The organism is Paenibacillus sepulcri (genome assembly GCF_042647105.1).
In the GTDB taxonomy this organism is placed as follows: Bacteria; Bacillota; Bacilli; order Paenibacillales; family Paenibacillaceae; genus Paenibacillus_Z; species Paenibacillus_Z sepulcri.
The window spans coordinates 7273064-7285380 of sequence record NZ_JBHRUP010000001.1 but is presented as its reverse complement, the minus strand read 5'-3'; the positions used below and the strand labels follow the sequence as shown (position 1 = coordinate 7285380).

Here is a 12317-nt window from a genome sequence, read left to right as displayed (position 1 = left end):
CTTTTATTGGCGCTATTTAAAAAACGCTATCAGGAACGTAATAAATTTTTTGCGTATTTTTTTTATTCACGGGGTCTGTAACGATATTAAAATAAACGTTGCCGTCTTTTGTCTGTACTCCCTCGATTTCATGGGTTCCCACATTTGTGATATTCACAAGGGTTTTGTACGCTCCTGTGTTTGACATCATTGCAATCTGGGGAGTATCGCCTTCGGCTCCGCCTGATGTATAGATTTCCGTATTAACGAGCATATCAAGACCCTGGAAAGATCCGTTCGGTCTGACAATTGCACTGCCTGACTGGGTAAAGCTTGTAACGCAGGCGCTGACCGCCGCAGCACTGTCCATCCGCACCTGCTCATTGCTGTCAAGAAGCCGGTTCAATGCTGCCGTGTCATAAATGGACCAGGTAACAGTTCCTTCTGCAGTTTGTATGCGTAAAATCGTATAGGTGCTGTTGCCGCCGCCATCAACACGGTATGTCTCACCTAATCTTGAGCCGGTCTTATCGGCGTAGTTCATATAGGTAAACCGATGAAGATCCGTATAATCATAGGTCGCGCCAGCCGAGTATTGAAGTCTTGCTACCTGAAGCGACCAGTTATACGTTGTTGAGGGATCCGCTTTTGAGCTGAAATAAAAGTAATTTATACCATTATACGTGTACATATCCAGGGTTTGGCCATGACCGGAATTGGTAATGGTCATTTCATCCACGTAAGTAGCGTCACTTCCGTTCATGAGCAATCTGGAAAGATAGACTGTCCCCCCTGACCGCTGAGTAACGTACAGATACGTTGAAGCGATGTAAGCTTTCTGAACGGCCAGGTTGTGATTAAGTCCCTTGAGATTGTATGCGAGTGTTGCCGAAGCGTTTACTGTTTTCTCAGGAGATGCGGCAAATACGGGCAAAACAGACATTCCAAAAATAAGAATGACGAGAAAAAAAGATGTGAGTATTCTTAGTTGGCTTTTGATAAGACTGAGCGCTTGAACTTGAAACATAATGATACCTCCATTGTTTTGGACTAAAATCGTTGTACGGCTCCGGAAAACTGAATCTATAACTGGTTTATAAATACAACTAGATTATCCAGTATTAGGATTAATCTTAGAATGGTCATTTAGAACCAAAAAATGTTAACATTCTGTATATGAAGATGGTTATGCGCACTTTCCTATAATATTTACCTTATCATTACTAATTGTCACTTTCGAATTTCCCGCCAGATATTCCGTATAGCCACAAACCGTTTCCTTACTGGTAACTCCTCTTGAATCGATATATGTTATATATATTGCCCCTTCACCACTTAAGGTAAGTTTAGGCTTTATTTTCATGGTTTCCCCGCTCTTGATTTTCTTTGTATGAATATCTTTCGAGGTCCCTTTTATTATTCCAGTCTCCACTGAAACAATCTCATAGTCTGATTTATTATGTATGGTTACTGAAAAGCTCTGAAATTGGTAAAGTATATTGTCCTGAAGCCAATTGAAACCTAAAATAACTAATAGTATAAAAGAAAACGCTGAAATTAACAGAAGAATAGGCCGCTTTTTTCGGTTCACATTCGTACCTTCTTCCATTATTAGTATAATATTACTACTATAAGAGACGTATTCATACGCTTATAAGTTGCACCCTGCCAGGTTAACCTATTGACCAAAGTGTGAAAGGATTCCCATGCAATGTCAATTGTGAACAATGAAACGCAGAATGTTGAGCATTATCTGCACTCTTCGTGCCCGTTCTAATGCGCTTCTTTGAAAATCCTTCCAAGTTATTTCTTCCAGTTAATGGATGGATTTGGTATTATTTTTTGTAGTTTAATAGGAGATGGACAGATCAAAGGGATCGCTATCAATGACCCATTTCCATTTCCATGTATTTCACCGGGTTTACATTATTTCACGACACGGTTCACATAACGAGACCCCTGTGCGTAGTCCCCAGGGGCAGAATACTTTCTCATATTCACTGCAGTACGATCGATGGCAGACATTCGTCTGGTTTTAAAAAGCATTTTCAGATTCGTTGCCCCTGAGACGATGATCTACCCGATTAGCAGGATCGTTATCGACCGACATAGCTTTCCGCGAACAGATTCGCATAGGCGTTGGATCCGCACAACCTTTCAAGTCTCGCCCGTCGCAGGCGCTCGGAGAACGCCTGTTCGTTACTTCCATCGGTGCTGTGGATCAACCGCAACATCCAGTCGGAGAACTCTTGTACCCGCCACACATGCGGGAGGCGTGTCTTGGAGTACTCCCTTAGCAGCGTTCCATCCCTCTTTCGGTAGTGAGCGATAAGCGCGCGTGCGAGGACTTCGGCGTCGGCAATGGCGAGATTCATGCCCTTCGCTCCGACGGGAGTGATGATGTGGGCAGCGTCGCCGGCGAGGAAGAGGTTTCCATACTGCATCGGCTCAGTTACTACGCTACGCATGTCGAGTACCCTGCGCTCGATGATCGGGCCTGTGATCAAGTCGTTTTCACCGTCGATAGCCATACGCTTGCGCAGCTCTCTCCAGACGCGATCATCAGGCCACTCTGATTCCAGGTCCCCGGGCAGACACTCCAGGTAAAATCTTGTGACCTGTGGGGTTCGAGGCATCTGCCCGGCAAAGCCGGAATCGTGCAGTGCATACACGATCCTTTTCATCGATGATGGTACCTCAGCGAGGAGAGCGAGCCATCCGATACCGTACTGCTTAGTGAATGTCATAACATGGGTCGAGGGGATCGATGTGCGGGACAGGCCGTGGAACCCGTCGCACCCCGCGACGAAGTCACATTCCAGTTCCAATTGGAGCGGACTGTCAGAAGAGTCCTGCACGACACAGGTGACCACTGCCCGATTGTCCTCCATGCCTTCCATTTTGACAGCTGGGTGTGAGAACAGCACTTTCCCGCCTCGGGACGTAAACAGCTCGAGCAGGTCCCTCACCAAGAACTGCTGCGGGTAGACGACGTGGGCACCGCCGGAGAGATCACCGTATGGAACTATGTACTGGCTCCCTCCATGGCGGAACTCGCATGTCGTGTGGGGTACGCCTCGAAGGTCCAGTCCCTCCGAGAGGCCATGTTGGCGCAGGAATTCCACTACGCGGTGCTCGATAAATCCGGCTCGTGCACGGGTCTCCACGTATGCCTGGGTCTGACGCTCGACGACGACGCAATCAATGCCCTCATGCTGCAGCAGGAGGGCCAGGACGAGACCGGCTGGCCCCGCTCCGACGATAGCCACTTGCGTGCGTGAGCGTATCAGATCCTCGCCATCTACCGGGCCGGGCACAAATTCCTCACCCAACGCTTTGGTATAGCCTGCAGATTGTTCACTAGCAATCTCGTCGTAATGAAAGTACCGCTTCGCCATTAGAACAGCCTCCCTTATTGTCAAACAATTCTGATTTTTATAGGGCCATTACTGTTTTTTGTGCTCTATCATCAGTTCAAGCGATTATATAAAATCACTCACATTTGTTCGTGAACCGATGGCATTAAGGCGTTTACTGGTATTTTTGGCGACTTGCGGTTAATTTGTTTTATTCGTATCTCTATGTGTGGCAACACGCCACAATAATTCAAAGACAGCCTTCTCCAAATGCTGAATGCTCAGTGAAATTGAATCCCTCTCCAGTTTTTCATATAGATATAAAGCTTGCCACGATGAGGGTAATGGGGCTTCTAAACTCGATCGTTGAAGAAAACTGAGTAGCAAATAGCCCCTTATCTACTCATGCCGCAATTACTCGTTAGAGCTCTTTCTTCAAGTACGAGAGGACTAAATGTGCTCCTGCATTTCTCCGTCTTCTTCCCGAACCCTTCCCCCACCATTTTATCATTCCCAACATTTGGTTTAAAGGATTTCCTATAAAAAAGCCCTCAAGAATGAGGATTAAAGTATACCTTTGAGAAACTGTCATAAGCAGCGGGTAATTGGTACCAAATTCGTTCTGGAAGAGCGATAGCGCCACTGTGACAGTGCGGAACTCCTCCGAAAGGTAATCATTAGGAGTCTAATTTCATACGGTTTTATTTCGAATGCCTCTGCAGCTTTGGCTACTAGCGCTGAATCCGCTGCTCGTCGATATCGGGACCTAACACTCCTAGATCGGAAGGAAAAAAATTAAACGCATGTACCGGCAAAGAAGTATTTAAATAGCGGGGCAGCTTCTTTCGCATACCCTTGTTCTTTATGTCTTTGCAGTCTTTTTGCTTCTTCAGCAGAAGTGAGTGGCATGTGTTTCCGGCTATTTTACAATAAATGACCTGAGTCTGCGACAATCAATACGGGTTCTTATCAGGAACTGACAAGAACCTGTACCGATAAAAAAAGTCGCGCAGTTGCGCGACACCAAACCATAATATTTATCCTTACCTCTGCCCCGTAAATTTTTATTTGAATTAAATATAATCAGGATGAGTTGGCTTTACCTCGGCCAACGCTTGTTCACAGGCAGCAGCTGCGGGAATGAAGCATGCGGCTCGGCCTGGTACCAGTACGCGACGGAAGACACATCATCCGTTCGTTCGTACAGGGCGCGGCTGTTATGGCCCATCTGCTGAATCGTAACCCGCAGCTCGCTGTCGAAGCGGATCGGGTCCATCAGATGCCAGCGATACAGATATGGCTTGCTTCTTTTCCGCCTGCGCCTGCTTCGCCCTTCGGATTCTCGGCCGAGATGGAGCGGGATTTGCCGTTCGTCCTTAATGGGGCGGTGGATAAACCGAAGCCTAGACCGTGATTTTGCAGCATGTTCATTACCTCCGTTATCGTGCGGATTGTTTCTTTAGTCAATGTGCGCCAAGTACAGAAAAGCCTAATCTTCAGTTTTGGACTGAAGATTAGGCTCGTTTTGTTAATGGGAGATTTAGCTGATCTAAGGGGACATCATACTGCAATCCCCCCTTCAGGTCCAGGCGGGCTGCCATCCTCTGACGCTGCGCTTGTATGGCGTCTCCCAATATTTAATATGGGAGCGAAACCGCTGCTCGATGATCTGGTAATACATTTCAGTCCCGCTCATGATATGATAATCCTATTGCTTAATACTCTTTATGTCCCCATAAGCCAATCTGAGACCGTCCCAAGTGGCAATAAGTTCGTTAGTATCCAACTCATGAAGACGAATGACGGTATAGTCATACAGGTTATTATTCGCTGCACAGTGAATGATGCGGTCTATATAATACTGTCTTGTATTTTCCAAATTTAAACATCCCCCTTGAATTATTTGAATTCAATGATTTTCAATTGTTTCAATAATCATTGCTTGACGAAGCTTCGAGCAAATAAGTTGGTGTTGCTTTAAACCCAATATAAAACGGATCCAAATTTATATCAATAGTTAGATCATCAAAACAAAAAGAGTCGAGTACTCCAATACTCGACTCTTTTATCAAATTTATAACGTTAGCTTTGGCATACTCAATCCCCAACAACTTAATTTAGAATCAAACTACCAGGGATAATCAGAGGAAAAAGGTTGCTGAAAACACTCCCTCGGATTTAGTCCCATCAATCTATTTGCCAATATCATTTTATCCAATATTGAAACCTCACCTGAGGTCCCATTCACAACGAAACACCCAAAAATCCGCGTGTTAATTGAAAATCAATATTACCCTGTTGATAGAGACGCGGAGTATAGCTATGCTCAATGATTTGCTTAGATGCTTCCAGAATCTGATTGGTCCAAGCGGCCGGATTCCCGGTAAGCAACAGATCCAAATCATTGGGATAGGTTTGCTGCATAGCCGGCTCCGATGCCATTTGCAGCATCGGCACGAACGGATGTGTCTGCATTGGGCGATTGTGGACGAGCGCAATAATTAACTCTACACCCGTGGCTGCTAGGCCCGTTACGGTCTCCACCCAATGCTCGGTCGGGGTTTCCATGATGTGGCAACCTGTGAGGCGGGCATGTTCGCCATATGCCAATGACGGCGGGACATTGGAGGCATTAAATAAATTATTACGGAAGGCTGGCTTTGAAAGCAACCCGCTGTTCTCGGGGATAACCACCATACCGCCTTCGCCAGCAATCATCCTTGTCAACTTCGCCAATTGTTCACCATCTGCGTCTGTAACGGAACCATCACTTAAGATGCCAATGCGTAATGCTTCCAGGCCGACAGTCTCCTTCGTGGTTGGCCCAGTCGCGGACAATTGATCAGCAAACCACGTTTCCACCTTCCGAGTTACCTTATCAATTCCGCCGTCAAGTTGAATACTAGCAAAGCCAAGACGGCTGGGATCAACCCCCATCTCCTCCATCTCGTGACGCATATAGTCATTGTGGGTTTTCTCACAGCCATGCTCCAGCAACAGACAATGCTGAACCAGAGGATGGGTAATATAGCCAATCATAGTGCGGGCATACAACTGTTCGGGCTGCCCGGCCGAATTACCGCATCCTTCCGTATGAGCCAAGGCCACAAAGCGTGAGAGGTGCTCAGGTTGCCCAAGCCCCTGTTTGTTCAGCTTCAGAGCAATCATATTCGCTACCTGCCCGGCACAAAGACTTGTGGGCAGGATTAAGCCAATGTGGTCACTGGCTCGATGGCCGTTGTGACGTGTTAATGTGAATCGGAAGGGATTTGGATCCGCGGCTGCATCCGTTTGAATCGCAATAGGTTCCCCTGTCGGCAGAGGTGCATGGAGCAATATATCAAGTTGGCTGGAATCGGTTTGCCGCCAGTTGCGCCAGATCTGCACCTGTGAGTGGCCAGCCTTCTCGCCAACACTGCGCTGACCGGAGGCTATTTGTAACGAAAGTTCAAAGGCTTGCTTGCCCAACTCATCCATGGATACACCTTCTAGGTACTGACCGGCGTTGACATCCATATCATTGGCTAATAATTCGAAACGACGCGTTGTTGTTACCACCTTGACTGTCGGTACAAAAGGAAAGTTGGTGATCGAGCCATTGCCTGTCGTAAAGAAAATCAGGTTGCAGCCTGAAGCCACCTGACCGGCAATGCTCTCGAGGTCATTACCCGGGCTATCCATAAAATAATATCCGGATTCTTTCATGGGCGCACCATAGTCTATCGCATAGTCAAGGCGGGTGGACGGGTCTTTCTTGAGGGCAGCGCCAATGGACTTGAGGTAAATATTATAAAGGCCGCGATATTTATTACCACCGGATGGGTTTCCTTCAGCGTTAGCGCCATGCCAAGACGTGCGCTCCTTGAATTCTTCTAAGAACGTTAAGAATTTACGGGCGGTTTCCACGTCGCGTACCTTCTTCAAGACATAGGGCTCTGCGCCAATTAATTCATCGGTTTCAGCCAGACTGGCACTGCCGCCGTAATTTATCAATTCCTGCGCAATCCAGCCCAGCAGCGGATTAGCAGAAATGCCGGAAAAGGCGTCTGAGCCTCCGCATTGTAATCCGATTTTTAGATTGCTAATGGATTCAGGAGTCCGCTCCATGTCATTGACCGTTGGCAGCCAATCTTGCACAATAGCTTCCCCTATGTTCAGATTATCCTGAAAGCCGCCTTTGATTGACAGAAACCGATGCAGAACTTCATCCAATGGATAATTGTGTTCGCGTAAATACGTTTCTACCATCTGGTTGGTCACGGATTCAATGCCATAATCTACTATCAAGACCGCGCCTACGTTGGGATTGACGATAAATCCGGCCAGCGTGCGCAGCAATAGCGCCAGGTTATTAGGCTGTTCAGTGCCTCCCTCAGTATGCGCTGCGGGGACAATCCCATCCACTTGGGGAAAGTTCTTCAGTTGCCCTTGCAGACGAGCGGCAAGCTGCTTGACATAGCTGCCCGTGCGTGAGGTTGTGCCCAACAAAACAATCGTGTTGCGGGTACCGACACCGCGGGCTTGGCTGCGCCGGTAACCCATGAAGGTGCGTGTTTCTTGGTATGCGGGCAATGCTGCAGCCGGTTGGAAATTCATCTCGTCGAGAACATACGGAGGAACCTGATCAGAAAAATTGGGCGCCGCCGGCAGCGCAAATTTCAACGAACGTACACTAAGCGCCTCCAGCACGCTTTTGTTGATCACATAATTGCCGGGTTGTATGGATTGCAGAGCCACACCAAATGGTAATTCCCACGAGAATAAGGCTTCACCAGGAGCAATCGCCTTCACCGCAAAGCGATGGCCTTCCATGACCGTATAATCCAAGGTCAGGATTTGGCCTTGATAATGAATGATGGTGCCAGCGTCCAGTTGTCGGGTCGCTACCGCGACATTATCTCCGGGTAAGGGAAGTCTACCCACTTCGTCAAAGTTATAAGATGCGTTCATAGATTTCTAACTCCTTATTTAAGTTTTCGCTTGAATTAAATATAAATCCGTAGCCGCACTGATCTTTGAATAGCTCGCTGATCACCAGCGGGAAGAGATGAAACCGATTACAAAAAGTCGAAATCGAAACTTCGCAACGACGCATGTTCATGCAAATATTGTATCATAAATTGAAATAACTAGCTGATATTTTCATCATGCATCCCATTACTTATATCCGTCCTCAAATCCATTCCTCCCATGAAGTTTAAATCGCAGACAAACAAAATCAACTCATTAAGGCTCAGCATCTGATCGTCGGGATTGACACTCTGTGTAAATTTTTATATCTGCTTTAATATATTTGGATAATTATACCAAATAAACTCAATCCAAGGCGGTGCTATATTTGCAAAATGTCCCCAACTGCCAGGCAATGACTCAGTATCGTTGCTTTTAATCTCGGAGAAGTAAGCAAGAAGAAACCCCTCTTTAATTAATCCATTCATCACTCTGCTTAATGTTTGCCTGTATTCTCTCGGTTCTTGTATTTTAACAGGAGACTTGGATTGATCATACACCCACTCTTGATCTGGATAAGAAGTCACTGCTTCATCTTCGTATGGATGTTTTAATGTGTAACCATCTCCATTCCAATCCTTGTGGGTTACTCCTGAGAAAAAAGGATTAGCGCACATCAGATGATAGAGTCCGCCCGCTTTGAGAACACGGGATACTTCATGAAATACAACCCGTGAATCCGGAACAAACGTAAGAGAATACGGATGCCAGACTATATCAAATGAATCAGCGTCGAAACAGGATAAATCCCGCATATCGCCTTGATATAAATCAATTCTGACCCCATAATGTTCAGCTGCAGCTTTATCACGTTCCAATTGGGATGGGGAAATGTCAAAAACCGAGACCAAAGCGCCCAGCAAGGCAAATGCTGCTGACTGTTGTCCTCCACCACTTGCCAGACAAAGAACCGTCTTTCCGGATAAATCCCCATCAACTCCCAGCCTATCCAATCCCAAATAATCACGGGCTGTCTTTTTATCAAGATCTAGCTTTGGTCGCGTGAATAAGGCATTGGCTTCAGCCAAAGCTTCCCAGCGGGCGTGATTATATAAATAGACATCATCTTTCATTACGACACCTCCTAAAATCATTATCAAATAGATTTTATCATATATTCATATGCAGAAATTTATTTAACTCAAACCATGCTGCTCGTTACATCATTAGACTAAAAAAGAGGAGCTGCTCTGGGCAAGCTCCTCCATTATGTTGTCAGCTAGCGAAATTAAAGCCATTCCATATAGTTATTTTTTAGCCCAGATCTGTTTTATCGGGATGCCGGAATAGTTGACACGGATGTGCAAACCCCATGCTTACGCTTCTCACCGAAGGCTGGCTCCCCCGTCCACGGTCAGGATTTGGCCCGTTATCTGACCTGCCAAATCCCCAGCCATGAACACGACCGCGCCGGCAATATCCTTCCCGGTCTGCATCCTTCCAAGCGGCATACGGTCACCGCGCTTGTCGATTTCTTCTTGATCCATGCCCAAGGCTTTCAAGCGCTCAAGCTCCCCATCGGACATCACCCAGCCGGGGTTGACGCAATTGACGCGGATACGATGCTTGGCCAGTGCCCGGGCCAAATTGCGTGTCAGGGTGATGATGCCGCCTTTGGAGACGGCATAAGCCATCGTCGTTTCTTCGCCCATCCTGGCGTGGAGGGACCCGATATTGACCATGCAGCCGCCGCCGCGCTGTATCATTCCGGGCACCGCCGCCTGGCTCATCAGGTATGCTCCCTTCAGGTTGATGCCGAGCACCTTATCCCAGAATGCCTCATCGGTGCCAAGCAGGTCTGCCCTGGGGAAGATTCCCGCATTGTTTACCAGTACGTCCACACCGCCGAATTCCAGCTCAGCTTTACGGATAACGCTCTCCGCCTCCTCCGGAACGGAAACGTCGCATTGAATAAACCGGACTGCGCGGCCTGCTTGCACCCATTGCGCAGCATCCTCTTCCCCGTTTTCAGCCACATCGGCGATTACTATTCGTGCACCGTACCGGACGAACTGTTTCACGATCGCGCGTCCGATTCCCTTCGAGCCGCCTGTTACGACCACCGTTTTCCCCTCAAAATTCCAATCCATTTGGCGAATAGCGCATTCCCCCTTTTTCGATCCCGCTTGTCAGTCCAACCAATACCTATGTCTCACCATTAACCTTTTATGCCAGTTGTCGAAATGCCCTCCACAAAATGTTTCTGAGCGACGAAAAACACGAGGATGGACGGGATGACGGATACGAGCGAGACGGCGAGCAGCTGACCCCACTCAACTTTATACTCGGAATCGATGAAAACCCGCAGCGCCACGCTGACCGTATAATGCTCCGCTGAGCTCAAATACAGCAGCTGCCCGAAGAAATCATCCCAGCTCCACAGAAACGTGTACACGATAACGGTCACCAGCGCCGGTTTAACCAGCGGCAGTATAATTCTCAGAAAAATGCCCAAGGACGAGCAGCCGTCGATTTTTGCGGATTCATCCAGCTCGCGCGGTATTCCGCGGATGAACTGTACCATCAGGAAAACGAAAAACGCGCCTCCGCCGAAAAAGTGGGGCAAAATGAGCGGAAGGAACGAGTCTACCATTTCCAGTTTGTTATACATAATATACTGCGGTACGATGGTCACTTGTCCGGGCAGCATGAGGGTCATCATCAGCAGGCCGAACATCAAGCCCTTGAGCTTGAAATTGATCCGCGCGAACCCGTAGGCTACAAGCGGCGTTGTGATCGCGGCTCCCAGCACGCACCAGAATTCAAGCCAAAGCGTATTGCCAAAGAATCTCGTAAATGTGAAGGACGGAAATGATGTCCAGCCGTTATAGAAATTTTCCCACATCGGCTTGGAAGGCCAGATGGTGGGAAGCGGCATCTCGGCATTGGTTTTTAGCGACGCGCCAACCCACCAGAATACCGGATACATCATCAGGAAGGAAAACACGAGCAGTATGATATGGTACCGGAGCGAGCCGCGTCGGATAGCGAAGGTCATTTTTACTTCCTGCCTCCTTCCGATTCATAGAATACCCAGTATTTCGAGGCGTAGAAATTGACGGCAGTCAAGAGAGCGATCAGAAACAGCAAGAGCCAGGCCAATGCCGATGCGTAACCCATTTCAAAGTTTTTGAACGCTTTGTCATAGAGCATGAGCGCATACGTATAGGTCGAGTTTGCCGGTCCGCCGCCCGTAATGATGAACGCCGAGTTGAACATTTGGAACGAGCCGATAATGCCGAGCACGAGATTGAAGAACATAACCGGCGACAGCATTGGCAGTGTAATATGGAAAAACTGACGAATCTTCGATGCGCCGTCCACGCCCGAGGATTCATATAAATCCCGCGGTATTTGTTTTAGGCCGGCCAGGAAAATGATCATGGTGGAGCCAAACTGCCATGTCGCGAGCAGAATAAGCGTGCCCAGCGCGGTATTCGGATTGGAGACCCAGCCGATTCCTGTGATCCCGAACCATCCCAGCATATGATTGACGTAACCGTCCATGCCGAACATGTTCTTCCACAGCACCGCCACCGCGACACTCCCGCCGATTAACGAGGGGATATATACCATGGTCCGATAGAACGAGATGCCTCGAATTTCCCGGTTAAGCAAAATCGCCACCATGAGAGAGAAGAACAATTTCAGTGGAACGGAGAACAGAACGTATGCAAATGTGACGCCCAGCGACTTCATAAAGATCGGATCCTCGCCAAATATACGGCCGTAATTTTCCGTACCGACCCACTCCGGGTCGCGAAGCAGCGGATAGTCCGTGAAGGAAAGATAGAAGGATTGCATAATCGGCCATAAAGTCAGAAGCAGAAAGCCGACAAGCCAAGGCGAGATGTACAGGAAGCCGGCCAAATTGTTTTCGTCCGATATCCGCTTCCGTTTGAAAAAAGCATACCAGCGACCTGAAGCCAACTTTTTTGTCCTTGTCGAGTTCAATTTGCGTATCACCTGCTC

Annotated in this window: 10 protein-coding genes; all 10 read right to left on the bottom strand. The window is 47.8% G+C overall.

Going from position 1 to position 12317, the window contains the following annotated elements; all coding sequences use genetic code 11:
* Window positions 1-16: 16 nt before the first annotated feature.
* Complete coding sequence (locus tag ACFOLF_RS31690) at window positions 17-1006, bottom strand: phage baseplate protein (protein ID WP_210039457.1); 990 nt, start codon at window positions 1004-1006, stop codon at window positions 17-19.
* 159 nt (window positions 1007-1165) lie between these two features.
* On the bottom strand, window positions 1166-1570 hold the full coding sequence (locus ACFOLF_RS31685) for a hypothetical protein (RefSeq protein WP_210039458.1): 405 nt from the start codon (window positions 1568-1570) through the stop codon (window positions 1166-1168).
* 505 nt (window positions 1571-2075) lie between these two features.
* The gene (locus ACFOLF_RS31680) at window positions 2076-3377 is read right to left on the bottom strand and encodes a 4-hydroxybenzoate 3-monooxygenase (protein WP_210039459.1); all 1302 of its coding nucleotides are present in this window, start codon (window positions 3375-3377) and stop codon (window positions 2076-2078) included.
* A 1057-nt stretch (window positions 3378-4434) separates the two neighbouring features.
* A complete protein-coding gene (locus tag ACFOLF_RS31675; protein ID WP_210039460.1) occupies window positions 4435-4611 on the bottom strand; it encodes a DUF2961 domain-containing protein in 177 nt (58 codons plus the stop codon).
* Window positions 4611-4760 (bottom strand): hypothetical protein, encoded by a 150-nt coding sequence (locus ACFOLF_RS31670; RefSeq protein ID WP_210039461.1) that lies wholly within the window; start codon window positions 4758-4760, stop codon window positions 4611-4613. Before ACFOLF_RS31670 ends, ACFOLF_RS31675 begins: the two co-directional genes overlap by 1 nt.
* A gap of 819 nt (window positions 4761-5579) precedes the next feature.
* Window positions 5580-8285, bottom strand: coding sequence for a UxaA family hydrolase (locus ACFOLF_RS31665; RefSeq protein WP_210039462.1), 2706 nt, complete (start codon window positions 8283-8285; stop codon window positions 5580-5582).
* A 323-nt stretch (window positions 8286-8608) separates the two neighbouring features.
* The gene (locus ACFOLF_RS31660) at window positions 8609-9418 is read right to left on the bottom strand and encodes a class I SAM-dependent methyltransferase (protein ID WP_210039463.1); all 810 of its coding nucleotides are present in this window, start codon (window positions 9416-9418) and stop codon (window positions 8609-8611) included.
* A 252-nt stretch (window positions 9419-9670) separates the two neighbouring features.
* Window positions 9671-10435, bottom strand: a complete 765-nt coding sequence (locus ACFOLF_RS31655; protein ID WP_210039464.1) for an SDR family NAD(P)-dependent oxidoreductase — start codon at window positions 10433-10435, stop codon at window positions 9671-9673.
* A 68-nt stretch (window positions 10436-10503) separates the two neighbouring features.
* A complete protein-coding gene (locus ACFOLF_RS31650) occupies window positions 10504-11343 on the bottom strand; it encodes a carbohydrate ABC transporter permease (protein WP_210039465.1) in 840 nt (279 codons plus the stop codon).
* A gap of 2 nt (window positions 11344-11345) precedes the next feature.
* Window positions 11346-12275, bottom strand: a complete 930-nt coding sequence (locus ACFOLF_RS31645; RefSeq protein ID WP_379113085.1) for a carbohydrate ABC transporter permease — start codon at window positions 12273-12275, stop codon at window positions 11346-11348.
* Window positions 12276-12317: the final 42 nt, after the last annotated feature.

Excerpts from the sequence above, each read along its gene's own strand:
- ACFOLF_RS31670 (WP_210039461.1), bottom strand. The coding sequence starts at position 4,760 with ATGCTGCAAAATCACGGTCTAGGCTTCGGTTTATCCACCGCCCCATTA.
- ACFOLF_RS31665 (WP_210039462.1), bottom strand. The coding sequence starts at position 8,285 with ATGAACGCATCTTATAACTTTGACGAAGTGGGTAGACTTCCCTTACCC.
- ACFOLF_RS31675 (WP_210039460.1), bottom strand. The coding sequence starts at position 4,611 with ATGGACCCGATCCGCTTCGACAGCGAGCTGCGGGTTACGATTCAGCAG.
- ACFOLF_RS31660 (WP_210039463.1), bottom strand. The coding sequence starts at position 9,418 with ATGAAAGATGATGTCTATTTATATAATCACGCCCGCTGGGAAGCTTTG.
- ACFOLF_RS31650 (WP_210039465.1), bottom strand. The coding sequence starts at position 11,343 with ATGACCTTCGCTATCCGACGCGGCTCGCTCCGGTACCATATCATACTG.
- ACFOLF_RS31680 (WP_210039459.1), bottom strand. The coding sequence starts at position 3,377 with ATGGCGAAGCGGTACTTTCATTACGACGAGATTGCTAGTGAACAATCT.
- ACFOLF_RS31655 (WP_210039464.1), bottom strand. The coding sequence starts at position 10,435 with ATGGATTGGAATTTTGAGGGGAAAACGGTGGTCGTAACAGGCGGCTCG.
- ACFOLF_RS31690 (WP_210039457.1), bottom strand. The coding sequence starts at position 1,006 with ATGTTTCAAGTTCAAGCGCTCAGTCTTATCAAAAGCCAACTAAGAATA.